The sequence below is a fragment of the Pseudomonas sp. M30-35 genome (genome assembly GCF_002163625.1).
In the GTDB taxonomy this organism is placed as follows: Bacteria; Pseudomonadota; Gammaproteobacteria; order Pseudomonadales; family Pseudomonadaceae; genus Aquipseudomonas.
The window spans coordinates 3,595,043-3,619,310 of record NZ_CP020892.1 but is presented as its reverse complement, the minus strand read 5'-3'; the positions used below and the strand labels follow the sequence as shown (position 1 = coordinate 3,619,310).

Below are 24,268 nucleotides of genomic sequence, written 5' to 3'. Positions count from 1 at the left end.
AGGTGCAGAGTAACGTCGGGAAGGGAGGCCACTCTCGTTAGGAGAGTTGTATACAGTTTAGTTTGCTGCAGCTGTTAGCCAAGAGCCAGGATTGCGGCATTAATGGTGCCAGTGCGCAGGGTTGCCGAGCGCTGAAGGAAAGCAGTTGAGTAACCTAAGCTTTGTTCAATCTGTTACCACAAGTTAAAGCCCCGCAAAGGGTGAACCGAAAGCGGGGCAGGTAGCAGTGGCGTTAGCCATTTAGCGGATGGCTGCAGGCTCTGCTGCCATCTCAGGCTCAATCGATGCCTGTTTCTTGCGATTGCCAATCCACCAAACGGAGTAAGCACTCACGGCCCCGGCGAATAACACATACAGGCAGGTTGTCCACGGCTGCCCATCGCTGCTGCGCATCAACGCGGTGGCGATCATTGGGGTCAGGCCGCTCGCGAAGATCCCAGAGAATTGATAGACGAACGAGATTCCGGTGTAGCGCACCTTGGCGTCAAACAACTCACAGAACAGTGCTGCTTCTGGCCCGTAAACCGCTGCATAGAAGATGCCGAGCGGCACCACTATCGCCAACCAGATGATGAACATATTGCCGTCGCTGGTCATCATCAGCCAAAACGCTGGAAAGGCTGAAATCGCGGTGATCAGTGAGCCCCAGAAATAGACTCGCGTACGGCCGATTCGGTCGGACAATGCGCCAAACATGGGGATGCTAAAACACATCACGACGGCGGCAACCATGACCCCAATCAACGCCTCAGAACGCGGCAGGTTGAGAGTTTGCGTCAGGTAACTGAGCGAGAACACCCCAAATACGTTGAAGAACACACCGTCGATATAACGCGCGCCCATGCCGGCTAGGACGTTTTTTGGGTAGCGCTTCATCATGTCAACAAATGGAATCGCCGCTTCGGCGTTTGCGGCCTTGACCTTGGCGAACTCTGGGCTTTCCATGACATTGAGACGAATCCAGGTACCGACAAATACCAGTGCCGCACTGAGCAGGAAGGCAATTCTCCAGCCCCACTCAAGGAATTGCGTGTCGGTCAGGAAATACGACAGCAGGCCGACGACGCCCGAGGCCAGGCACAAGCCGATAGCCAAGCCGATTTGCGGCAAACTGGCGTAGAAGCCGCGTTTATGTTTTGGCGCATATTCAAACGCCATAAGCACTGCGCCGCCCCATTCACCACCCAGGCCGATGCCCTGGAATATGCGCAACACCAGCAAGATGAGCGGTGCCCAAATACCAATGCTGTCGTAAGTGGGCACCAGCCCGATCAGAAAGGTGGCAATGCCCATGATCATCATGGTCATGACCAGCATGCTTTTACGGCCGATCTTGTCGCCGAAATGGCCGAAAATAACGCCGCCGATGGGCCTGCTCAGAAAGCCAACAGCAAAGGTGCCGTAGGCCAGCATGGTTGAAATAAGCGGATCATCATTGGGAAAGTACAGCTGGTTGAAAACGATGCCGGCAACGACACCGTAGAGAAAGAAGTCGTACCACTCAATGGTGGCGCCGATGACACTTGCGATTACGACTTTGCGCACGGGATTGGGCGTGGACATGTCAGTATTCCTATGTGTTTGGCTAGGCAATAAAGCCTGCTGGCGGTTACCTGATGCACAGCGCTGGCTCAAATGCTGTAGTTGCTCAGAGCGCGTGGGAAAGCGCTTCCGAGGGCTGTGCTGCAATAGCATTGGGTTCAACAAGCGTTGGTTTGACGGCGTCTTCGAGAATCATCGTCGAGGCTTTCTCGGCGATCATCACCACCGGCACATTGGTGTTACCGGAAACCAGGGTCGGCATGATCGAGCAGTCGACTACCCGTAACCCCTTGATGCCGTGAACACGCAGGCGTGAGTCAACCACTGCCATTGGGTCCGAACCCATTTTGCAAGTGCCTGACGGATGGAAGATGGTGGCGCCGTACTGCCGACAAAACTGCAGAATCTGTTCGTCACTCTGTTGCTCAATACCCGGCAGGTGCTCGCGCTTGATCAGGTCTCTGAGCGGCCCTGTCGCTGCCAGCTTGCGCGTGTAGCGCACGCCAGCAATTGCTGTTTGCCGGTCCAGTTCAGTGGACAGGTAATTAGGCTGCATGGAGGGTGGCTGGTTCGGGTCGTTGGAGACGATCCGCACGTAGCCACGGCTCTCTGGCCTTAACTGGCAAACCGACATAGTGAACCCTGAAAACGGGTGCACCTTGCCGCCTGCGGAATCGGCGCTGAGCGTGCCAAAGTGATACTGGATATCGGGTGTCTTACTTGGTTCGAGCACCTTGGTGAACAAGCCCCCCTGGTTGATACCGATGGCCAGCGGCCCACTGCGGGTAAACAGCCATTGCAAGCCCATGCGCAGTTTGCGCCAGGGCGAGCGCAGTTCATCATTGGTGGTAATGGGGCGGGTGCATTGGTAGATCATGCGGATCTGCAAATGATCCTGCAGGTTTTCACCGACCCCAGGCAGTTCGTGAACCAAGGGGATTGCAAACTTCTTCAGCAGCTCATGTGAGCCCACGCCTGAAAGCTGCAACAACTGCGGCGATTGCAATGCGCCGGCGCTGAGTATCACTTCTCGCTTGGCATTGAGGGTTTGCAGTTGTCCGTCTTTTTCAAATACCACGCCGGTTGCACGCTTGGCATCGAATACTATTTTCTGCGCCTTGGCGAGCGAGATGATCGTCAGATTGCTGCGCTTTCGCGCCGGGTGCAGATAGGCTACGGCGGTGCTGCAACGCAGACCGTTGCGGGTCGTCAGTTGGTAATAACCGACACCTTCTTGATCACCTGTATTAAAGTCATTCGTGCGCGGTACGCCCAGCTCTTTGGCGGCTTCGATGAATCCTTCGGTGAGCGGATGACGCGCCTTGATGCTTGACGCATATAGCGGTCCTGCAGTGCCATGAGTTGGCCCAGGGCCTAGGTCATTGTTCTCGGCGCGGCGGAAGTAGGGCAGTACATCCTTCCAGCCCCAGCCGTCGTTACCGGACTCGGCCCAGGCATCGTAATCAGCCTGCTGGCCGCGAATGTAGATAAGTCCGTTGATTGAGCTGCAACCGCCCCATACTCGCCCGCGTGGCCAGTAAATGCGACGGTTGTTCATGCCCGGGTCTGGGTCGGTGTAGAAGCCCCAGTTATAGACAGGGTGGAACATGGTCTTGGCGTAGCCAATGGGAATGTGGATCCACGGATAGCGATCCGGTGGGCCCGCTTCCAGCAAGCAGACGCTGTAGCGCCCGTTCTCGCTGAGCCGGTTTGCTAGCACGCAGCCAGCAGAGCCAGCACCCACTACGACGAAGTCATAGGTGAGCGACATTCGAAATCCTCTTTGTTTTTATTAGTGTGAAACCGAACTTCAAAATAAAATTAGAACAAAATGGTTCATTATTGTTGGGCCAGAAATATGTTTCGATTGAGTCCAATGCCTTGATCTGACTGGCCTATGGCGTTATTTGTTTTATAATCATGCAGTTAATTTACGGATGAAATTTTCAGATGGTTGAAAAACTGGAACAAAACGTATCGAAATCAAAGAGTCAGTTGGCTGGTATTGATTCAGCTGCAAGTCCAGACCGGAGCTTGCGAGCGTTGTTACTGCTGGAAACCATTGCCTTGGCTGACGCGCCCATGTCATTGGCGCAGTTAAGTCACCGTCTGGCCACGCCCAAAGCTACGTTGTTGCGCATGGTTCAAGCGTTGGAGCGACTGGGTTTTTTATTGCGTGAGGTGGATGAAAAAACCTACTTGCTCGGCCCGCGCTCGACGCAGATGGGCCTGCGCTTGCTGCGCAATGATGTGGTCATGCAGCGTCATCGACTGATCCTGGAATCGCTGGTCCGTACCTTGGGCGAGACCTGCAACCTCACGGCGCTGGACGGAACCCAGGTGATCTATATCGATCGGGTTGAAACTCAGGAGCCGTTGCGTCTGCATGTTGAGCCCGGCACGCATGTGCCCTTGCATTGCACGGCGAGCGGTAAGTTGTTTCTGGCTGAAATGCCAGTCGATGCGCGCCAACAGCTACTGCAGCGCTTGCAGTTGACTGCACAAACCCCGCGCACCATTACAGATATGGGTTTATTGCAGGCTGAGCTTGAGCGCATTAACAGCCGAGGTGTGGGTATCGACAGCGAGGAGTTTGTCGCGGGGATGGTGGCGGTGGCAGTACCGATCCGTGACCACGATGGTCGCTGTGTGGCTGCACTGGCGTGTCATGCGCCAACCGCACGCAAGAGCCTGAATGACTTGATTGAAGGCATCGCGCACATGCAGATGGCCGCCGAACAGTTGGCGGCCATGTTCAACTCCGACGCCTAAACACTATTTAGCAAGCGATCAGCGGGTTAAATAAACAGCCCGCTCAACGGGGAAGAGGCATTGCCGTCCAGTCGGCGCGGCATGCGGCCAGCTCGATAAGCTTCGCGCCCGGCGCAAACAGCTTGGCGCATGGCTGAGGCCATGCGGATCGGTTCACGTGCGTGAGCAATAGCGGTATTCATCAACACCCCGTCGCAGCCCAACTCCATGGCAATCGCCGCATCTGAGGCGGTGCCGACACCGGCATCGGCAATCACCGGTACCTTGGCGTTTTCGACGATCATGCGAATGTTATATGGGTTGCGAATACCCAAGCCCGAGCCGATAGGCGCACCCAATGGCATGATCGCAACGCAACCGATTTCCTCTAAACGTCGGGCTATCAACGGGTCATCACTGGTGTAAACCATCACGTTGAAACCCAGCTCAACCAGTTGCCGTGCCGCTGCGAGCGTTTCAGTAATGTCGGGGTAGAGCGTCTGGCTATCGCCGAGTACTTCGAGCTTTACCAGATCATGTCCGTCGAGCAGTTCACGTGCCAGCAGGCAGGTGCGCACCGCATCTTTGGCGGTGTAACAACCGGCGGTATTGGGGAGCAGCGTGAAGCGCTCTGGGGCAATTGCATCGAGTAGATTGGGCGCTTGTGCATCCTGGCCGATGTTGCTGCGGCGCACGGCAAAAGTGACGATCTGTGCGGCGCTTGCGGTCACCGCTGCGTGAGTCTCAGCGAGGTCAGCATAATGGCCAGTGCCAACCAGTAAGCGCGATTTGAATGATTGCCCCGCGATGATCAGTGGATCATCCAATGGCATAGCAAGCGTCATATCAACCCCCAGACACAGTAATAAATGACGCCTGATCAGCCGCCACCGATGGCATGCACGATTTCAAGACGATCGCCGTTTTGCAGATGCAGGTGCGGAAATTGACTGCGTGGAATCACCTGCATGTTGAGCTCAATCGCTAAGCGCCTGTTTTCCAGATCTCGGCGCGCAAGCAGCTCGCCCAGGCTCAAGTTGGCGGGTAGTTGCTGCGTCTCACCGTTAATCGTGACTTCAATCATTGCAGCTCCAAAGCGGATAAATCAGCTCACGGTAGCCGTATGTTTGCCCTGTTCTACATGCGCCTGAAGAGCCAATGGGACCAGCCATATTGGTCCAGTCAGTGCGGTGGAAGTGCCCTGTAGTCTGGCTGGCACCTCAGTTGGGTAATAACTGGTTCTATCTGCGCTGACGCCATGCTCTTAGTTTCGTCATCAGGGGCTGACTCAGGTCTTTGCTCACCACAGCCTATCGTTGGATGACTGCGGCACCTGCATCACCAGGCCGACCGCGCACAATTACAATGTTCCACGCAGGAGGTTGGCATGAATAACATGACGAACGATTTTGATGCAGCTGAAGTGCTTGCCAGTGACCGCAGTCACGTCTGGCATCACCTCACCCAGCACAAGCCACTGGAACAGAATGATCCGATGGTGATTGTCGAAGGCAAAGGCATGCGCGTTTGGGACATTAAGGGCAACGAATACCTGGATGCAGTGTCCGGTGGTGTATGGACAGTTAACGTCGGGTATGGCCGTGAAAGCATTGCCGATGCGGTGCGTGATCAGTTGGTTAAACTCAACTACTTTGCAGGTACTGCCGGTAGTGTTCCCGGCGCTCTGTTCGCCAAAAAACTGATCGAGAAAATGCCCGGCCTAAGCCGTGTCTATTATTCGAATTCCGGTTCTGAGGCTAACGAAAAGGCCTATAAAATCGTTCGTCAGATTGCCCACAAGAAATACGGTGGCAAGAAGCACAAGATTCTCTTCCGCGAGCGTGATTATCACGGCACCACCATTACCGCCCTGAGCTCTACTGGCCAGTTTGAGCGTAAAAACCAATACGGTCCGTTCACTCCGGGGTTTGTGGAGTTTGCTCACTGCTGCGAATACCGTTCGCAATTTGGTGATGTGGCGGACTACGGCGTGCGTGCCGCGCTGGAGATGGAGAAAGTAATACTGGCGGAGGGGCCGGATACCGTCGGCGCGGTAGTCCTTGAACCGATCACGGCGGGCGGTGGAGTGATTACGCCACCCGTTGGTTACTGGGAAACCATTCAGGCGATCTGCAAAAAGTACGACATTCTTTTGCACATCGATGAAGTTGTTTGTGGTTTAGGCCGCACAGGCAAATGGTTTGGTTACCAGCATTACGGCATCCAGCCAGATATTGTGACCATGGCCAAGGGCGTTGCCAGTGGTTACGCCGCGATCTCTTGCACCGTGACCACTGAAGCAGTCTTTGATGCGTTCAAGGACGATGCTCAGGATCGCATGGGTTATTTCCGCGATATCAGCACCTTTGGTGGCTGCACCGCGGGGCCCGCAGCGGCTCTGGCCAATATGCAGATTATCGAGGATGAAGGTCTGCTCGAAAACGTCACGCAAATGGGCGAGTACTTCATGGGCCGGCTGCGTGAGCTGCAAGACAAGTACCCGTTGATCGGTGATGTGCGCGGCAAGGGTTTGTTCTGCGGCTTGGAGCTGGTCAAGGACCGTGAGACCAAAGAGCCGGTTGCTGAAAGCGTTGCCATTGCCATTGCTGCGGACTGCATGCGTCAAGGGGTGATTATTGGTCGCACCAACCGCAGTTTTGAACAGTTCAACAACACCCTGTGTTTCAGTCCGGCATTGATCGCAACCCAGGCCGATCTGGATCAGATTATAAGTGCACTGGATAACGCGTTTGGGCGAGTTGCCTAAGCGTAAAACTGGCGGGTATCAAGCCGATCTGATCTGCTGTTGCAGGTCAGATCGGCTTTGGCGTTTTGCCCAAAGACTATTTTAAGCTCTACTTGGCGCATTGGTTTTCATGGGGGTTCTGGCTGGATAGTCTTGGATGACTGTTGGTGCTAGTCTGCCCCGCAGTCATCGCACTTTGGTGCTGGGAAAAGTGGAGTTGCTGGATCAAGGAAAATGGGTTCCAGCATGTGCAGTTACTACAACTGAGGCCGCGATATGTTTCATCTTTTTCATTTGTCCGCTGATAAGCCAACTGGCTTGCAACAGCAGTTACGTGAACAGATTGCCCAGGTCATTCTTAACGGCAATATCCCCCTCGACAGCCCGCTCCCGTCCAGTCGAAAACTCGCTAAACAACTGAATATTGCGCGTAATACGGTCGTGCTGGCGTACGAGCATTTGCTCGATGATGGCTACCTTGTTGCCCGTGAGCGCAGCGGTTATTACGTTAATCCGGATATTCTTGCGCGCAAGGTCGAGCCTGCTAAAGCGCCGGTTGATTCGTCGTTCGATCATACCCCGGACTGGTCAAGTCGGTTGGTGGTCAAGCCAACCGAACAGCGCAATATGAGCAAGCCGCGTGACTGGCAGAAATATCAGTATCCGTTTATTTACGGCCAGTTTGATCCGGTGTTATTTCCCACGGCGAACTGGCGAGAATGCTGTCGCGACGCGGTGAGTATTCCGGCGATTCGCGATTGGGCTTCTGATCGCTTTGATAATGATGATCCGTTGTTGATGGAGCAAATTCGCACGCGTTTGTTGCCGCGTCGTGGTGTGTGGGCATCGCCCGACCAGATACTGGTGACGGTTGGCGCTCAGCATGGGTTGTATATGCTTGCCCGTTTATTGTTGCGTCCCGACAGCCTGATGGGGATCGAAGATCCGGGTTATATGGATATCCGCAATATCGCCATGCTCAATCCTTCACGGGTGCAGCCTCTGGCCGTTGATGCACAAGGCTTGGTGCTCAGCGATCAGCTCAATCAATGTGATCTGGTTTACACCACGCCCAGTCATCAGTGTCCGAGCACCGTAACCATGCCGCTGGAAAGACGTTACGAGTTGCTGCGGCGCGCTAATGAGCACAACTTTCTGATTATTGAGGATGATTACGAAAGCGAAACCAATTTCAAGGCCAACCCGATTCCCGCGCTCAAGAGCTTGGATAAAAACGATCGGGTGCTCTACGTCGGCAGTCTTTCAAAAACCCTCGCGCCAGGTTTGCGCGTTGGCTATCTGGTCGGCCCTGAACCATTGATTCGTGAGGCACGCGCCTTACGCCGCTTGATGGTGCGTCATCCCGCGGCGAACAATCAGCGCTCGGTTGCGCTGTTTCTTGAGCGCGGCTATCACGATGCTCTGATCATGAGTTTGATGCGTGCCTATCAGGATCGTCATCAACAAATGGGTGATGCCTTGCGCGAATTTCTTCCTGACTCATCGCGCGAGCCGAGCTTTGGCGGGTCTTGTTATTGGGTCAAAGGTCCAGATGGACTGGATGCTCGCGAACTGCACAAACTGGCCGCAAAACACGGCATTCTTATTGAGCCAGGTGATATTCATTTTCACGGGGATAACCCGCCGTTGAATTATTTCCGCCTAGGCTATTCGTCGATTGCCGCAGAGCGCATTCGGCCCGGTATCAAGCTACTGACTGAGCTGATTGAGCAACTCAGCGAAGGGTCAGCGGAAAAACTGCTTCACTAGTCGTAGCGGGGAGCAGCGGTATCGGTCGCTATTGCTTGTTACCCACGGCGTTTTAGTTTGCTGATTTTTTCAATTGCACGCCAAGCACCACTAACTACTTTCGATGTATCCGACACCGCTGCTCCAAGGCGCGGTGTGTAGTTCTGCGCGCGCAGAAAACGCTGGATTAGCACTGGCGCAACAACTGGCTCGCAACTGGTTCTATCGGGCTGATCTCTCACGCTCCTACTCTAGGTCCAGCCAAGCCGAACATGCATTTGCAACGCAGTGCAGGGTTTAGCTGGGCTGGCAGTGCTTCATCACAAGAATAAGCGGAGAGATCAACATGAATAATCGCATCTCGCATGTGATCAATCATTCACAACAGCATCCTTTCATGGTGCCAGTTGCGACTCTTGTGATGCAGCGCCTGAACATTAAAGCAGGGCAGATCAGCTGCTCTGAAGGTGCCGAGTTTCTCGGCTATTCCTGTGCGCCGATGCCGCTCTGCGGCTAAGCCCCGTTAACCGGCGGCTCGGCCGTCGTACACCAAGTACTGAGAGGAAAGTCGATATGGCACGCATGACACCCAGCGAAGCTCTTGTTGAAACGATGGTCGCCAATGGCGTAACCGATATTTTCGGGATCATGGGCTCGGCCTTCATGGATGCGATGGACATTTTTGCCCCAGCTGGCATCCGTTTTATCCCGGTTGTGCATGAGCAAGGCGCCGGTCACATGGCTGATGGTTACTCGAGAGTGAGTGGCCGTCATGGTGTATGTATCGCGCAGAATGGCCCAGGCATCACCAACTTTGTAACCGCTATCGCCGCTGCCTACTGGGCGCACAGCCCAGTGGTTGTGATCACCCCTGAAACTGGCTCAATGAGCCAGGGCCTGGGTGGGTTTCAGGAAGCGCAGCAGTTGCCGTTCTTTGAAACCATCACCAAGTATCAAGGGCATGTGGCAAACCCGGCACGAATGGCTGAACTGACCGCGCGCTGTTTTGATCGCGCCATGCAGGAAAACGGCCCGACTCAACTGAACATTCCACGCGATTTTTTCTACGGCGATATCAACGTTGATATTCCAGCGCCGATGCGTATCGAACGCAGTGCTGGTGGTGAGAATAGTCTCAGCGAGGCAGCCGCATTGCTGGCTTCAGCCAAGAATCCAGTGATCATTTCAGGTGGCGGTGTAGTGATGGGCGATGCAGTCGACGCCTGTAAGGCGCTGGCTGAATACCTCGGGGCCCCGGTTGTTAACAGCTATTTGCACAACGATTCATTCCCGGCCAGCCACCAACTGTGGTGTGGGCCGCTGGGCTATCAAGGCTCGAAAGCGGGCATGAAGCTGCTGTCGCGCGCTGACGTAGTACTGGCATTGGGCACACGCCTTGGCCCGTTCGGGACATTGCCGCAGCACGGTATGGATTACTGGCCAAAGCAGGCCAAGGTGATTCAGATTGATTGCGATCCAAAGATGCTTGGTCTGGTTAAAAAAATCTCGGTAGGTATCTGTGGCGATGCCAAAGCAGCGGCCGTGAACTTGCTCGCTCGCTTGCAGGATCTTGATGTGCTGTGCCTCGAAAACAAGGGCGCTCGCGCTGAAGAAATCGCCATGGAGAAAGCCAACTGGGAAGCCGAGCTGAGTGGCTGGATTCATGAGAAGGATGAATACTCGCTGGACATGATCAACGAGCAGAAAGGTGAGGACGGCAACTACCTGCATCCGCGTCAGGTGCTGCGTGAACTGGAAAAAGCCATGCCGGCTGATGCCATGGTTTCGACGGATATCGGCAATATCAACTCGGTTTCCAACAGCTACCTGCGCTTTGAACAGCCGCGTTCGTTCTTCGCCGCCATGAGCTTTGGTAACTGCGGCTATGCCTTGCCAACCATTATCGGTGCCAAAGTTGCAGCGCCGCATCGCACCGCGATTTCCTATGCCGGTGATGGCGCCTGGGGCATGTCGATGATGGAGGTTATGACCTGCGTTCGCGAGAACATTCCAGTCACTTCAATCGTTTTCCACAACCGTCAGTGGGGCGCAGAGAAGAAGAATCAGGTCGACTTCTACAACCGTCGCTTTGTCGCCGGTGACCTTGAGAACCAGAGCTTTGCGGGTATTGCGCGTTCGATGGGCGCCGAGGGCGTCACGGTTGATCGTCTTGAAGATGTCGGTCCGGCCTTGATCGCTGCGTGTGAAGCGCAAAAAGCAGGTAAGACCACGGTTATTGAAATCATGTGTACCCGTGAGCTGGGCGATCCGTTCCGCCGGGATGCGCTGTCCAAGCCTGTGCGTTTCCTTGATAAGTACAAGGACTACGTATAAGCCGCGTCAGCAAAATGGTCTGCGCGTTAAGCGTTGACCACTGCTTGTGAAGTCTCTGCAGCGGCGCCTTTGGGCGCCGCTGCAGTATGACCAAACGGCTATTGCCAAACGGCCATCGCCAGTAAACCAGTCGGAGATAAATTTATGTTGAGCACCATTGCGCATGAGTGCCCAGCGTTTCTGCTCAATCGGGCCAAGGCCTTGCCGCGGGTTGTCACTGCGGTGGTCAATCCGGTCAACATGTTGACATTGAGCAGTGCCAGACAGGCCTGTGATGAAGGGTTGATCGAGCCGATCCTGGTCGGTGATATCCGCCAGATACAGACGCTGGCAGAAGAGCTGGGTTGGGATCTGCATGACCTGCGCTTACTACATGCAGGTGATGAGGCCGAAAGCGCCGCGATCAGTTGTGCGCTGGCAGGTAAGGGTGACGCGGGGGCTTTGATGAAGGGCCATTTGCATACCGATACCTTGCTCCGTGCCGTGCTCAAGCGTGATGCCGGACTGCGCACGGCAAGCCGGCTCAGCCATGTATTCCACATGACCTTGCCGGGCAGTGATAAAGCCCTGTCAATTACCGATGCAGTGATCAATGTGCAGCCTTCGATCATCGACAAAGTGCATATTGCGCGTAATGCCATTCAGTTGATGCACGCGTTGGGGTATGAGTCGCCGCGCATGGCCATCCTTTCTGGCACTGAAGAGGTGAGCAGCAGTATGCCGTCGAGTCAGGATGCTGCAGAGTTGACCAAGCTAGCGGCAATTGGCGCAATCACTGGGGCGCGAATTGAAGGGCCGTTGGGTTTTGACAACGCCATTTCGACAGAGGCGGCACGCATCAAGGGCATCGGTGGTCAGGTCTGCGGTAATGCAGATATTCTGCTGGTGCCGAACCTTGAGTCAGGCAACTTCCTGTTCAAGCAAATGGTTTATTTTATGAGTGCAACGGCGGCGGGCCTGGTTCTGGGGGCACGTGTACCGATTATTCTCACCTCAAGAGCTGACCCTCTGACAGCGCGGTTGGCCTCATGTGCGTTGTCGTCCATTTTTACAGATTATTCTACGCAAACCCTGAAACGGGCCGTCGCGGTTTAACCATTTAATCGTTTAACCAGTTAACCAGAGGTATTACCGATGGCTGTGCAACGGTACGGTTTTATTTTCAAAGCACCCGGTATGGATTTCCTGACCCATAATGGCCAGCTCGAATCCGATAGTTTTGCTGCGACGTTGTGTGGCGTTGCAGATGTCGATCAGGCCGTGATGGTGGCGCTTGAGCTGTTGACACGGCATGTGGAGTTAATTGAGTTGTGCGGGGCGTTTAGCGCTGATGAAGTCGCGCAAATTCGTCTGGCGCTGCAAGATAAAATCCCGCTGGGTGTCGTGCAGTACAGCGCCGAAGATCGCCAGCGTTTGCAGCCGGCAGTCTCCTGATAACTGGCCGCTAGGCGGGGCTCACTGCTCGCTCTGCCTGAGAGCGCCAGGCGCCCAACACTCGCCGTCGCCACCAGTCACTGCCTTCAATTAACTGGCGAATCAAAGCCTGCTGCTGCGCATCGCCCGCAAATGTCTGAGGCCGAGGCAGAACGGGCAAGGTGTTAAGTTGCTCCTGACACGCCAAGGGTTGCTCGCTTACTAGCAGTGGTAATTGTGGGCACAGATAGAACAGTATTTGGCTGGTTTGCGCATGCATGCTCGGCGCTTCGAACAGGGCATGGCTGGCACTGTCGAGCAGCTCTTGGGCCAACTCAAGCCCCTCACTGCCGTGACTCTGGCGAATAATTTGCCAGCGTGGCATGAGCTCGCGGCGAATAAAATCATCCAGCCGTGCAGCTAACTCATCCGTGCTTAAACCCTGCATATCCATGCGGGTGCAGAGCCCAAGAATGCGTAAGTAGGTTTTGTCGATCAGCGTGCGCCCAGCGTTTTGCCAGTTATATCCCGCCGCCTTATGCAAGCTGCCATAGAACAGCAGCAGCAACGAGTTTTCACTGCTGCGTTGATCATTCCCGCCCGCGAATAGAGGGTTGGGGTGTTGCCAGTGAGTGCTCAAGTAGTCACTGATATGGATCAGCTCGCGATTATCCATCAGCATTTTGCTCTCGGTATTTGGGTTCTTTCTAGCAAGCTCGATTGTGCTGATGCCACGCACACCAACCTTAGGCTACAGCGCTGAAAAACCTTCAACTAGCGCCAGCTGTGCGCTTCTATTGGGCCAGAGGGATTGGCCCCTAACAAGGGGCTGCAGTGGCTCTAATGGGGGGGGCCAGCTTTCACTAGCATCGGTGGTCAGTTATGAACCACAGGTGTAGGTGAAAAGATGACAACAAAACAACACCACACGATTCCTCCGGTGGCGATAGACACAGATGGAGAGGATGCTGGGTCCGAATCCTGGTTAAGCCGACGTACTCAAAAATGCAAACTCATATTGCCCGGTCTGATTACTTCGGCGGTGGTCGGGGTCAGCGCCTCATTCCTTTCTGAGCATTACGGTGCGCCCGTGATGTTGATGGCGCTGCTGTTAGGCATGGCCTTGGGCTTTCTGTCTGAAGAGGGGCGGGCAGTTGCCGGGATTCGTTTCACCTCAAGCACCATCCTACGTATTGGTGTCGCGCTGTTGGGTATGCGTATCACCCTTGAACAAATTATGTCGCTGGGTGGCACCTTGCTGGCGGTGGTGATTGGTGGGGTGTTTTTGACCATGGCCTTTGGCGTGGTGCTGGCGCGTATTCTTGGCCAATCGCGGGACTTCGGCATCTTGAGTGGTGGCAGCGTCGGTATCTGCGGCGCCTCAGCGGCTCTGGCGATTTCAGCCGTATTGCCGCAGGACAAAAACAGCGAACGCAATATCATTTTCACGGTTATCAGCGTTACCGCGCTAAGCACCATTGCAATGATTATTTATCCGCCAATTGCCCAGTGGCTTGGGCTTGATGCTCGCCAGGCTGGGGTTTTTCTCGGTGCAACAATCCATGATGTGGCGCAGGTGGTGGGCGCGGGTTACAGCATGTCGGATGAAACGGGTGACACTGCAACCGTGGTCAAGTTGCTGCGTGTAGCCATGTTGGTGCCAATTGTCTTTAGCTTGTCGCTGTTGTTGCGCAAACGAAGTGATGGGCCACGTGCAGCCCTGCCATTGCCGCTGTTTATTATTTTCTTTGTGGTTTTCGTGGCCATTAATAGCAGCGGCATTACCACGCCGGCCATCCGTGAGTTTGCGGTGAGTGTATCCAGCTGGTGTCTGGTTACCGCGATTGCCGCGCTGGGGATGAAGACCTCGTTGAAGTCATTACTCGAAGTGGGCTGGCGTCCGGCAACCTTACTGGTCAGTGAGACGCTGTTTCTCGCGACCCTGATTCTGCTCGCCGTACATTGGATGGGATGAGCTCAATGGATGGGATAAGCACTGTGGATGGGATGAGCTCAGTGGATGGGATAGGCTCAATGGATTCATGACGCTGCAACTGCACCTGATGTTCTTGGGCTGCGTGCTGCTTGCCACTCTGGCCCAGAATCTCACAGGATTTGCCTTTGGCTTGATCCTGCTGGGCATGGTTGCCTCCTTGAATTTGATCCCGCTGGGTGAAGTGGCAATTATTATCAGCATCCTCACGGTTGCTAATGCGCTGGTGAGCTTAGGTGGCTCTAAACCTGAATTGGACCGTGGTGTATTGATGCCCGTGCTGCTCAGCAGCCTGCTCGGAGTGAGTCTGGGCATGTGGGGGCTGGGCGCACTCAACGATGCGCAAATGGCTTGGCTGCGGCTCTTGCTGGGTTGTGTGATCGTACTGGGGAGCCTGTTGCTGGTGGTACAAAGCAAACCCCAGGAACATCTTTCGCGGCTGCCAGCATTCTGGCTTTCTGGTGGGTTGTGCGGCCTGCTCAATGGGTTGTTCTCCAGCGGAGGGCCTCCTCTGGTTTATCACCTCTATCGTCAACCGCTGGCATACCAGGTAATTCGCAACACATTGATTACCGTATTTGCGGCAAATTCAGCCGCCCGCCTGGGGCTGGTAATCGCTCAAGGGCAAATGACCTTGCACATTGCCTGGTTGAGTCTGGAAGCGTTTCCGCTGGTATTTGTGGTGACTATCTTGATGCGCCGTTACCCACCCAAACTGTCGCTGCGCACAGTGCGTTGGCTGGTGTTCTGCCTGTTGTTGCTGGCAGGTGGCGGTTTGATTTTGGATGCCTTGCCGAGCGTATTGGAGGCTTTTGCAGGACCCCAATAATTCCAGTCCATGGCGTCATGTCATGGACTGGGCAGCGTGCAAACCGGCAAGCTTACTCTGCAGGCTCTTGGCCTAGATCATTCAATGCGTCGGGTTGGTTTTTAAAGGCCTTGGCGAAAATATCGCGGTTCTTAGCCATAAAAATACCCAGTTCTTCGCCTTGGGCCTCATTGAGGCTCGGCACCGCTTTCTGCAACACATCGGTGAGCAACTCGGCTAGCTCAAGCATTTTGTCATGACGATCAGCTTCGGCTTTATCCATGAACAAGCGCTCCAAATCTCGACTGCTGCGGTACACCACTTCGACGGCCATTCATCACCTCTAACGCCTTCACGCTGATTAATTTAACTGGTTGTTTATACAGTTGCCGCAAGCATAAAGAACTTGCTGCTGTTTGAACAGCAGCAATGCGTGCGCCAATCGCCAGTCCCGTGTTTATTTGCTTGTTGGTTAGCGATCACTGCGGATCGGGCCAAACTCAGTTGGCACCCACGCATAGGCATCGCCTTCCTTACGCACGTGGCCAATGCCAGGGAAGGGTAAGTGTGCGCCCGCGACCCAAAGTTTATCTTTAGCCGCTTCAGCAAACAGTTTTTTGCGCGTTTGCAGTGCTTTGGCGCTGTCGGTATCGAACTCGATTACCACTTCTGGTTTGCTGAATTGCACCGAATGGCTGTGCACGATGTCGCCCCAGACCAACAGGTTTTGCCCTTTTGAGCTAAACATGTACGAGGTATGGCCCGGTGTATGGCCGTTGCTTGGCACCACGGTTATGCCACTAGGCAGCTTGCTGTCTGGGCTGAAATACTCAACGCGCTTAGCTGTTACATAAGGCGCGACCACTTTCTTGCTCAAGTCGAACCGACCACGTTGAGCCTCTGGTACTTTGGCCTGTTCAGCACTGCTCAGCCAATAGTCGGAGTCGCCTTTGGGCACATAGAGGGTTGCGTTCGGGTAAGTAGGTTTGTCATCGGCGGTGAGCAAACCGCAAGCATGGTCTGGGTGCATGTGGGTCAGCAGCACGCTATCGACTTGCTCAGTCGAGTAGCCAGCGGCTTTGAGGTTGTCTGGAATATTACCCAATGCCGGGCTAAAGCATTTGGCTGCACCGGTATCGACCAAAATCAGGTTCTCCCCGGTGTTGATCAAGAAAGCGTTAACTGCCGTTTGTACACCATTACTCGACTCCAGAAACATCTTGGCCAGCAGGCTTTGAATGTCCTCGGCGCTGGCGCCTTTGAGCAGTTGCGTGCCGATATCGACATAGCCGTCATACAGCGCAGTGACTTCAAAATCGCCCAGCGCCATGCGGTAGTAACCGGGAACCTGAGTCAGTTGTTTCGCGACGGGCGCTGCGCTAGCGCTGGCGGGCAGCAGGCTACCAATCAAGGCGCTGGTGGCAACTGCTGCAGTCAGCAGCGCATGGCGGGCGAACGATTGTAGGGTGATCATGGCAATGAGTCCTTTTCGGGCGAGTGCATCAAGTGTTAGACCCTATCAGTGCGGTTTGTCCAGTGCGATTGCGCCTCGTTGTTCGAATTGCTCACCCTGCACCGACTTGGACTGTGCTTTGCTTGTGCTAATGAGCGTCATTTGCTCTTGATTCTGCATACTTTTGTTCATGCAGAGGCTGTGGCATCGTTGTCACAGTCGTCAAGCACACTATGTGTAAGTGTTTTAGGGAGTTCTAGATGAAATGGGTTGATAGCAGCCGCGAGCAAATGCACAGAGGTGCCAATTCGGTTGGCAACTTTCTGGTCGAAGGCTTTCACTACCTGGGCCTGTTCGCAATTGGTGCCGTGACCGCGTGGGCATCGATCATGGCGTTCATGACGATGCTCGATAAAGGAGCCGCCAGTATTGATGACATTCTGCTGCTGTTTATCTATCTAGAACTGGGGGCGATGGTTGGTATCTACTTCAAGACCAATCACCTGCCAATCCGTTTTCTGTTGTACGTGGCGATCACTGCTTTAACCCGATACCTGATTGGTGATGTTTCGCACCACCGGCCACCTGATATTGGGCTGGTGTATTCCTGCGCGGGGATTTTCCTGTTGGCGCTGTCAGTCGTCGCAGTCAGGTTTGCCTCGTACAAGTTTCCTTCGAGCAAGCCGATTGACTCAACGGGTGAGGTCATCAGCAAAAACGCCAGCCAATAAGGTTCGACTAAGGTGTTGGTGGCTTAAGGCGTTAGAGGCTCAAGCAGCATTTGCAGGTCGTCTTCTGTAAGCCGCCATTTCTCCTGACTGCCGCCGTCAAGGACTCCGCGAGCCAGGTTGGCTTTGGCTTGCTGCATGTGTTGGATTTTCTCCTCCACGCTGCCTCGGGTGATCATTTTGTAAACAAACACCGGCTTGTCCTGGCCAATGCGATAGGCGCGGTCACTGGCTTGGGCTTCGCTTGCCGGGTTCCACCAGGGGTCAAAGTGGATCACCGTATCGGCTGCGGTCAGGTTCAAGCCTGCGCCCCCGGCTTTCAGGCTGATTAAGAAAATCGAGTGCTCACCCGCTTGAAACTGCTCGACCGGAGTACGCCGGTCCTGGGTGCTACCGGTCAGTTTTACGTAGCTCACATCGCGTGCTATCAATTCTGCTTCAATCAACGCCAGCATCGAGGTGAACTGCGAGAACAGCAGCACTTTGCGCCCTTCGGCAAATAGTTCTTCAAGCATGTCGAGCAATGCGCTGAGTTTGCCCGAATCGCTGCTTTTCAGTGATGTGTCGCTGTCATCAAGCAAGCGCAGGTCACAACAGGCCTGGCGCAAACGCAGCAGGGCCTCAAGGATTACAATCTGACTGCGGGCCAAGCCTTGGCGCGCGATTTCGGCGCGCACTTTCTTATCCATCGCCAAGCGTAAGGTTTCATAGCGATCACGTTGTGCAGCGCTAAGATCGACCCAGTGGGTAATTTCGGTTTTTGGCGGTAACTCACGGGCGACATCTTGCTTTTTACGACGCAGCACAAACGGCTTGATACGCCCATGCAAGTGCGCCAGACGTTGCTCGTTGCCTTGCTTTTCAATGGGTGTGCGGTAGTCGCGACTAAAGCTTTTACTGTCGCCGAGCCAACCCGGCATCAAGAAGTTGAACAGTGACCACAATTCACCCAGATGGTTTTCCAGCGGTGTTCCGGTTAGGCACAGGCGCTGGCGCGCAGCGATTTGTCCGGCGGCGAGGGCGGTTTTACTGCGCGGGTTTTTGATATTTTGTGCTTCATCAAGAATCAGCAGGTGATACTTATGCGCGCTCAGGTTTTTTAAATCTCTGGACAGCAGTGCATAAGTGGTCAGTACCACATCGTGCTGACCAATCAATCTGAACAGGCTGCGTCGCTTGCTGCCATGCAGCGCAAGCACACTCAGCGTCGGGGCGAAGCGGGCAGCTTCATCTTGCCAGTTCGGTATCAGGGTCGTCGGCATCACAATCAATGCGGGTTGCTGGAGGCGCCCAGCCTGTTTTTCGCTGAGAATATGGGCAAGGGTTTGCAGGGTTTTACCCAAGCCCATGTCGTCAGCCAGTAGGCCGCCCATTTCCAATTCACTCAACGCTTGCATCCATGCTAGCCCTTGCACTTGGTAAGGCCGCAGTTGGGCGTGCAGTTCGCTCGGTACTGTGGCCTCAAACTCGGGCAAGGCGTGTAAGCGGTGGGCGAAGCCACGCAGTTGCTCGCCGCCGTGCCACTCCAGTGCGGGGCCGTTGGCGAGTTGGCTGAGACGCGGTGCGTCGGCGCGCGGCAGACGAATCTGGGGACCAATCTCGCCGGGTTCGCGGAAGAACAGTTCGCCAAGGGTTGTCAGCATTGGTTTCAGGCGGGAGAAAGGCAGCGCCACGCGTTGATCGGTTTGCGCCAGGTTGACCAGCAGCATGTCCTCATCCTGACGCTGAGCGACGGCCTCGCCGTTGAGTAACCAGGGTGTACGGCGAATAGCTTGCAGTAATACCGGTAACAGACTGATGCGTTGACCATCGACCTTGATACCCAGCTCAAGGTCGAACCAGTCATGTTCGGCCGACTCTTCGATCTCGGCATACCAATCGTCAATCTGCGCCAGGTTGTAATGAAAACCTGGCTGCATCTCGATTTTCCAGCCTTGGGCACTTAGCACGGGCAAATGCTTTTCGACAAACCGCAGCCAACTGGCTTCGTTTGGCAGCTCAAAGTGTTCGCCCTGATGCTCACCCAGCGCTTCGCTCTGACGCAAGGCAATGTTCAGGCCGAGGTCGGTTAGGCGCTTACGCAGCTGGGCTTCGGCCGTGGCATCACGGACCACGCGCAGGTTTAAATCCGCCTGCTGACGGATTAATAAGTCCTTGCCTTGGCGGCCGTAAGCCAGGTGCCCTTGATAGTCGAATGCAAGTGCTGCGCGGTGTTGGGTCTGCTCCAACATGCGGCCTTTGCGCGCGTCAAAATGTACCCGTGCGTGGCTACCCAGGCTCAATATGGGTTGCGGGGCTATGCCTTCAAGCCGTTGCTCGGCGATTTTCTGGCTCGGGGTTATCAGCGTGCTGTGGTCCACGGCAGATTTTTGCTGATGCTCAAGGGTCAGTAGGGCGGCTGCTACATGCTTGCAGTTATAGCTCACCGGGCAGGTGCAGTGACCATTAATGCTCCAGCCATGCGTGGTTGGAAACAGGTTGATGCGTTGTTGATAGGTTTGCCCAGAAGAACCTTTGCAGCTGGCGCGCAAGCTGTTGTCCGTCAGGTTTAGCAGTGTGCTGCGCATTTCCTCGGCATAGCCAAGCCCCCGGCGGAAATGCCCGGCATCGAAGGTAGAGCGCCAGTTATCCTGACTTAGATGCAGGATATTCAATGGCATTGCTGTAAGCCTGTTGGATGGTGCATCACCGCGCCATGAAATTAAGCAAAGCCGATGATTCTTGCACAGTTAACCGGCGTAATGCAGACCGTTGGGTCAAATAGTTTGCGCTCGGGGCATTCAGCGGCCAGGCACCGGCAGCGGCGCAGAAGCTAATGGTCCGCCGCAGCGAGAGCTTAGGCTTGGTGACGTTCAGACTTGAAGCGGGTTTTGCGCGAAAAACACTGGATTGCCGGGTAGTTATCGGGCAAATACAGCCCGGTACTGGCTGGGCGTTGCGTTAAATGCCTGGCGGAAACGGTTACTAAAGTGACTGGCGCTGGCAAAACCACAGTTAAGCGCGACCTCAATCAGTGGCAGTTGGTTGTTGCGCAGTAACTGTGCGGCTAAATGCAGGCGTTGCTTGAGCACGTAGCGGTGCGGAGGTAGGCCGAAGCTATGAGTAAACATGCGGGCGAAGTGGTATTCCGACAACGCGCACATTCCGGCCAATAGGCCAAGACTCAACGGTTGGTCGAGATGGCTGTCGATATATTCGCGCAAACGTCTGCGCTGGGCGGGTGCCAAGCCGCCACGCATTTTCAGGCCTTCACGTTTGCCCACTTGCGAGAGCAAGGCATGATCGAGGACCTGGTGAGCAATGCTGTTGATCAGCAGGTGTTCGCCCGGTTCGTGCCAATTCATCAGGCTGAGTTGGCGAAAGCGCCGCGCTTGCTCTGCATCATCAAGGAATGTGCCTTCACGTAATTGCAGCTCACGCGGTTCGCGGTCAAGCAAACGCACTGCCGACAGGGCAAAGTGTTCCTCGCTGATATACAGGTGAGCCAGGTTGATTTCACCGTTAATCACCCAGTTTGAGTGGTGCCCGGCTGGCATCACGCAGAGTTTGTCTGGCGCGCCTTTACTGTCTGGTCGGTCGCGGCGAAAGGTGCCTGTGCCGCCTGCCAGATAGCACGACAAGGTGTGGTGAGTTGGCGCTTCGTAGTTGCGTGCATCATGGCTGTTGCTCCACAAGGCAGCGGCCAAGCCATCGCCAAGCTCGGCACTGTGGTGCAAGCGTGCGTTGGGCGATTGCCCCATTGCGTGGAATACCTGACTTTCTTCGAGTAGCGCCATACACATGTCCTCTAGCTTGAACATGCTACCCCTACACATGCTCTTTACCAGCCCCCAAGGTGAAAAAAGCGCAAGATTATGCAAGTCGCCAGCGTCAAAGGTTGTTGCTGGCTCAGTTGGGTGTGCGCATAAAAAGCGCAACTTTGTGCAAGCTATCGCACGAGCCCGAGCTCACACTCGATTCATCTATTGGGAGTTGTGTGATGAATCTGTCGCTGTATTTGCTGACTGTGCTGATTTGGGGTACCACCTGGATTGCCCTGAAAATGCAACTGGGCGTGGTGGCGATCCCGGCATCAATTGCCTATCGATTTGGCCTGGCGGCTGCGGTGCTGTTTGCGGTTCTGCTGATTAGCGGGCGCTTGCAGAAAATGGATCGGCGCGGACAATTGATCTGCCTGGTTCAGGGGCTCTGCCTGTTCTGCGTCAACTTTATGTGTTTTTACACCGCCAGCCAATGGATTCCCAGCGGCTTGGTCGCGGTTATTTTTTCAACAGCCACACTGTGGAATGCGCTGAATGCACGGCTGTTCTTCAAACAGAAGATTGCCGCCAATGTATTGGCCGGTGGTGCGCTGGGCTTGTGTGGTCTGGGCATGTTGTTCTGGCCGGAACTGGCGGGGCATGAGGCCAGCAAAGAGACCTTGCTGGGTATTGGTTTGGCCTTGGTCGGTACGCTGTGCTTCTCGGCAGGCAATATGCTCTCAAGCCTGCAACAAAAAGCCGGTTTGAAACCGCTTACGACCAATGCCTGGGGCATGCTTTATGGGGCGATGATGTTGCTGGTCATCTGCATTGTCACAGGGACGCCGTTCACCTTTGAGGCTAATAGCCGCTATATCGGCACGCTGTTGTATCTGGCAATCCCGGGTTCGGTGATTGGCTTTACCGCATACCTGACACTGGTTGGGCGCATGGGCCCGGAGCGGGCGGCATATTGCACTGTGTTATTCCCGGTGGTGGCATTGAATATCTCGGTTTTTGCCGAAGGCTATCAATGGACCACACCTGCGCTACTGGGCTTGGTGTTGGTCATGCTGGGTAACGTTTTGGTATTCCGTAAGCCCAAGACGCCCGTAATCGCAGTGGCTGTTGCGCGTTAGCTCATGGTGTTGCCAGGCTACCTGCAATGCAGGGGCCTGGGTGAGTGTAGAGCTGGGCGGTGGGACTACTGTGAATGAGCGCTTTGGCGCGGAATCAGGCAAACCGCGAGCAGCACCGGGTAGCACAGGTAATGTAGCCAAAACAGAATGTGGCCTACGTTTCCGGGTTCATCTTTAAGATGCATCATGCCCAGCAGGCCTAAATAGAGCAGACCAAGCACTGCCGCATAGATACCGACGATTGCCCAGTACTCTCTTGGCTCGGGCAGACGTTGATTGCGCCACTGAAATACCATTCGCATGATTAGCCCAACGGCCACGGCGATCAGCAATGTGGCGGGCAGCCCGCCGAGTTTGAGTAGGGCGCGCACCACCACGTTGAGTAGGGCGACGGCCGCAACGGCACCGAAGGCGTAGTTGCGGAGTATCGGTTGATTCATCAGAGTGTCCGGTCGAGGCCAAAGCGCTTCATCAGACCCTTTTCAAGCAGTGCTTTAGGCAATATGTTCGCCAGCAACGGTAACATGTAGCTGCCGTTACCCAGCCGGATAAGACGTGGACGCTTGGCGCTCTGCACGGCAGCCAGCACGTTGCGGGCAAAGTGGGTGGCGGGTGTTGGGTTGTCTTGCGAGGCGCTGGCCCGAGCGCGAATACCTTCACGTAACGGCCACCAAGGCGACGCTTCAGTAATAAGTTGCTCCGCTTTTTGGCTGGCATTAGCGCCAAAGCTTGAAGCAATCGCCCCGGGCTGAACTTCCATCACCTCAATAGAGAAGGGCGCAAGCTCCAGACGCAACGCATCGGTTAGTGCGTGCACCGCTGCTTTCGACGCGCAATAAGCGCCTGCGAACGGGGTGACAAGTACCCCCGAGACACTGCCGATGTTGACCACCAGACCTTTATTGCGGCGCAACAAGGGGAAGAGTGCGCGAGTGACGCTGACAATCGAGAAAACGTTGGTTTCAAATTGCTGGCGCATGGCTTCAGCTCCGCCATCCAACAGCGGGCCCATAGCGCCATACCCGGCATTGTTGATCAGCACATCGAGGCCGCCAAGCTGTTCGCCGAGACGCACACCAAGCTGCTCAACGGCGGCTGCATCATTGACATCAAGTTGCACCGCAATAAACCCGGCAGCGCTGAGCGCCTCCAGGTCAGACTCTTTGCGTGCAGTCGCCCAGACTTTGTAGCCATTTGCTTGGAAAACGTCGGCCAGTGCGCGCCCAATACCGCTGGAGCATCCTGTGATTAATGCAGTGAACTGGGTCGTCATAGCGCTATCCTGAGCTGAGTTAACGATTGGCTCAGAATAAGCCAATGTCGGTTCGCAAACCTATGGAACCTCTCAAAAACCACTGCGTTTTTCAGGGAATCCCTCGTGTGAATACCTGATCATGCCCGTCAAGTCAGTCAGCGAAACTGCCCTGTATCCGCTCGGCACGAAATTCAAGGCTGCTGGCTCGATAGCCACTGCGTATGGCGGGTAGCGGCAGACAACTTGTCCAGCTCGCACCTGGCTGCAAATCGCCGGGGCCGCTGTAGCGGGGCGAGTCGTAGGTGTTTTCGACCAGGTTGACGCTGTCGCCCGGGCGGTAGGCCGCAAGTTCCCATTGCAGGGTGAGCATGGGGTTCGGGCTGGCGTTTTTCAGAGTGACCGCTAGCGGTTGGTCGGCTGGGCAGTTTTGTGGGTCATAGATAAAACGCAGCTCGAGTTCTGCCAGCTGGTTTTTTTCGCGGTTCTCTTGCCATATCACCACTGAGGCGACAATAAACAGGCCGATTACCGCGACCAGCGTCACGGGCAGGGCTTTGTTTGGGTAGCGAATCAGCAAGATAAACCAGCTGAGAATCAGGATTGCACCGAATAACATG

General features: G+C 55.0%; 23 protein-coding genes. 11 read left to right on the top strand and 12 right to left on the bottom strand.

Annotation, left to right across the window (positions count from 1 at the left end; all coding sequences use genetic code 11):
• Nucleotides 1–240: 240 nt before the first annotated feature.
• On the bottom strand, nt 241–1,563 hold the full coding sequence (locus B9K09_RS16695) for an MFS transporter (RefSeq protein WP_087517876.1): 1,323 nt from the start codon (nt 1,561–1,563) through the stop codon (nt 241–243).
• 85 nt (nt 1,564–1,648) lie between these two features.
• The gene (locus tag B9K09_RS16690) at nt 1,649–3,313 is read right to left on the bottom strand and encodes a GMC family oxidoreductase (protein WP_087517875.1); all 1,665 of its coding nucleotides are present in this window, start codon (nt 3,311–3,313) and stop codon (nt 1,649–1,651) included.
• A gap of 179 nt (nt 3,314–3,492) precedes the next feature.
• On the opposite strand from B9K09_RS16690, the gene B9K09_RS16685 reads away from it, so the two are divergent.
• A complete protein-coding gene (locus B9K09_RS16685) occupies nt 3,493–4,314 on the top strand; it encodes an IclR family transcriptional regulator (RefSeq protein WP_087517874.1) in 822 nt (273 codons plus the stop codon).
• Nucleotides 4,315–4,340: 26 nt separating this feature from the next.
• On the opposite strand, the gene B9K09_RS16680 is transcribed toward B9K09_RS16685, so the two are convergent.
• Nucleotides 4,341–5,138: a thiazole synthase gene (locus B9K09_RS16680; RefSeq protein ID WP_218191968.1), complete on the bottom strand. Its 798-nt coding sequence runs from the start codon at nt 5,136–5,138 to the stop codon at nt 4,341–4,343.
• Between the two features lie 35 nt (nt 5,139–5,173).
• Nucleotides 5,174–5,374: a sulfur carrier protein ThiS gene (gene thiS, locus B9K09_RS22595; protein ID WP_177408733.1), complete on the bottom strand. Its 201-nt coding sequence runs from the start codon at nt 5,372–5,374 to the stop codon at nt 5,174–5,176.
• A 306-nt stretch (nt 5,375–5,680) separates the two neighbouring features.
• Here thiS and B9K09_RS16675 point away from each other — a divergent pair, with 306 nt between their 5' ends.
• The 6 genes from B9K09_RS16675 (at nt 5,681) to B9K09_RS16655 (ending at nt 12,556) form a co-directional block, all read left to right on the top strand.
• Complete coding sequence (locus B9K09_RS16675) at nt 5,681–7,060, top strand: aspartate aminotransferase family protein (protein ID WP_087517873.1); 1,380 nt, start codon at nt 5,681–5,683, stop codon at nt 7,058–7,060.
• 255 nt (nt 7,061–7,315) lie between these two features.
• Nucleotides 7,316–8,809, top strand: coding sequence for a PLP-dependent aminotransferase family protein (locus B9K09_RS16670; protein ID WP_087517872.1), 1,494 nt, complete (start codon nt 7,316–7,318; stop codon nt 8,807–8,809).
• Between the two features lie 325 nt (nt 8,810–9,134).
• A complete protein-coding gene (locus tag B9K09_RS22590) occupies nt 9,135–9,305 on the top strand; it encodes a hypothetical protein (protein ID WP_157699366.1) in 171 nt (56 codons plus the stop codon).
• A 56-nt stretch (nt 9,306–9,361) separates the two neighbouring features.
• Entirely contained in the window at nt 9,362–11,122 is a 1,761-nt protein-coding gene (xsc, locus tag B9K09_RS16665; protein WP_087517871.1) for a sulfoacetaldehyde acetyltransferase, read from the top strand.
• Between the two features lie 144 nt (nt 11,123–11,266).
• On the top strand, nt 11,267–12,217 hold the full coding sequence (locus B9K09_RS16660; protein WP_087517870.1) for a bifunctional enoyl-CoA hydratase/phosphate acetyltransferase: 951 nt from the start codon (nt 11,267–11,269) through the stop codon (nt 12,215–12,217).
• A 39-nt stretch (nt 12,218–12,256) separates the two neighbouring features.
• Nucleotides 12,257–12,556 carry a DUF6506 family protein gene (locus tag B9K09_RS16655; protein ID WP_087517869.1) on the top strand — a complete coding sequence of 100 codons (300 nt, stop codon included), beginning with the start codon at nt 12,257–12,259 and terminating at the stop codon, nt 12,554–12,556.
• Nucleotides 12,557–12,566: 10 nt separating this feature from the next.
• Here B9K09_RS16655 and B9K09_RS16650 read toward each other — a convergent pair whose 3' ends face one another.
• Nucleotides 12,567–13,217, bottom strand: coding sequence for a hypothetical protein (locus B9K09_RS16650; RefSeq protein ID WP_087517868.1), 651 nt, complete (start codon nt 13,215–13,217; stop codon nt 12,567–12,569).
• Nucleotides 13,218–13,442: 225 nt separating this feature from the next.
• Here B9K09_RS16650 and B9K09_RS16645 point away from each other — a divergent pair, with 225 nt between their 5' ends.
• Together B9K09_RS16645 and B9K09_RS16640 are read left to right on the top strand one after the other, a co-directional pair.
• Nucleotides 13,443–14,510: a YeiH family protein gene (locus B9K09_RS16645; protein ID WP_256574063.1), complete on the top strand. Its 1,068-nt coding sequence runs from the start codon at nt 13,443–13,445 to the stop codon at nt 14,508–14,510.
• A gap of 67 nt (nt 14,511–14,577) precedes the next feature.
• Complete coding sequence (locus B9K09_RS16640; protein ID WP_087517867.1) at nt 14,578–15,357, top strand: TSUP family transporter; 780 nt, start codon at nt 14,578–14,580, stop codon at nt 15,355–15,357.
• A gap of 52 nt (nt 15,358–15,409) precedes the next feature.
• Here B9K09_RS16640 and B9K09_RS16635 read toward each other — a convergent pair whose 3' ends face one another.
• Nucleotides 15,410–15,670 carry a YebG family protein gene (locus tag B9K09_RS16635; RefSeq protein WP_087517866.1) on the bottom strand — a complete coding sequence of 87 codons (261 nt, stop codon included), beginning with the start codon at nt 15,668–15,670 and terminating at the stop codon, nt 15,410–15,412.
• Between the two features lie 138 nt (nt 15,671–15,808).
• Nucleotides 15,809–16,810, bottom strand: a complete 1,002-nt coding sequence (locus B9K09_RS16630) for an MBL fold metallo-hydrolase (RefSeq protein WP_087517865.1) — start codon at nt 16,808–16,810, stop codon at nt 15,809–15,811.
• A gap of 239 nt (nt 16,811–17,049) precedes the next feature.
• Here B9K09_RS16630 and B9K09_RS16625 point away from each other — a divergent pair, with 239 nt between their 5' ends.
• Nucleotides 17,050–17,520: a phosphate-starvation-inducible protein PsiE gene (locus B9K09_RS16625; RefSeq protein WP_087517864.1), complete on the top strand. Its 471-nt coding sequence runs from the start codon at nt 17,050–17,052 to the stop codon at nt 17,518–17,520.
• A gap of 23 nt (nt 17,521–17,543) precedes the next feature.
• On the opposite strand, the gene B9K09_RS16620 is transcribed toward B9K09_RS16625, so the two are convergent.
• The gene (locus B9K09_RS16620; protein ID WP_087517863.1) at nt 17,544–20,177 is read right to left on the bottom strand and encodes a DEAD/DEAH box helicase; all 2,634 of its coding nucleotides are present in this window, start codon (nt 20,175–20,177) and stop codon (nt 17,544–17,546) included.
• Between the two features lie 240 nt (nt 20,178–20,417).
• The gene (locus B9K09_RS16615) at nt 20,418–21,293 is read right to left on the bottom strand and encodes a helix-turn-helix domain-containing protein (RefSeq protein ID WP_087517862.1); all 876 of its coding nucleotides are present in this window, start codon (nt 21,291–21,293) and stop codon (nt 20,418–20,420) included.
• Between the two features lie 203 nt (nt 21,294–21,496).
• Here B9K09_RS16615 and B9K09_RS16610 point away from each other — a divergent pair, with 203 nt between their 5' ends.
• Nucleotides 21,497–22,396, top strand: a complete 900-nt coding sequence (locus tag B9K09_RS16610; protein ID WP_087517861.1) for a DMT family transporter — start codon at nt 21,497–21,499, stop codon at nt 22,394–22,396.
• Nucleotides 22,397–22,461: 65 nt separating this feature from the next.
• Here B9K09_RS16610 and B9K09_RS16605 read toward each other — a convergent pair whose 3' ends face one another.
• The 3 genes from B9K09_RS16605 to B9K09_RS16595 all read right to left on the bottom strand — a co-directional run bounded on the left by B9K09_RS16605 (nt 22,462) and on the right by B9K09_RS16595 (nt 24,267).
• Nucleotides 22,462–22,836 carry a hypothetical protein gene (locus B9K09_RS16605; RefSeq protein WP_087517860.1) on the bottom strand — a complete coding sequence of 125 codons (375 nt, stop codon included), beginning with the start codon at nt 22,834–22,836 and terminating at the stop codon, nt 22,462–22,464.
• Nucleotides 22,836–23,669 carry an SDR family oxidoreductase gene (locus tag B9K09_RS16600; protein WP_087517859.1) on the bottom strand — a complete coding sequence of 278 codons (834 nt, stop codon included), beginning with the start codon at nt 23,667–23,669 and terminating at the stop codon, nt 22,836–22,838. Before B9K09_RS16600 ends, B9K09_RS16605 begins: the two co-directional genes overlap by 1 nt.
• 133 nt (nt 23,670–23,802) lie before the next feature.
• Nucleotides 23,803–24,267: a multidrug transporter gene (locus B9K09_RS16595; RefSeq protein WP_087519138.1), complete on the bottom strand. Its 465-nt coding sequence runs from the start codon at nt 24,265–24,267 to the stop codon at nt 23,803–23,805.
• Nucleotide 24,268 lies beyond the last annotated feature (1 nt).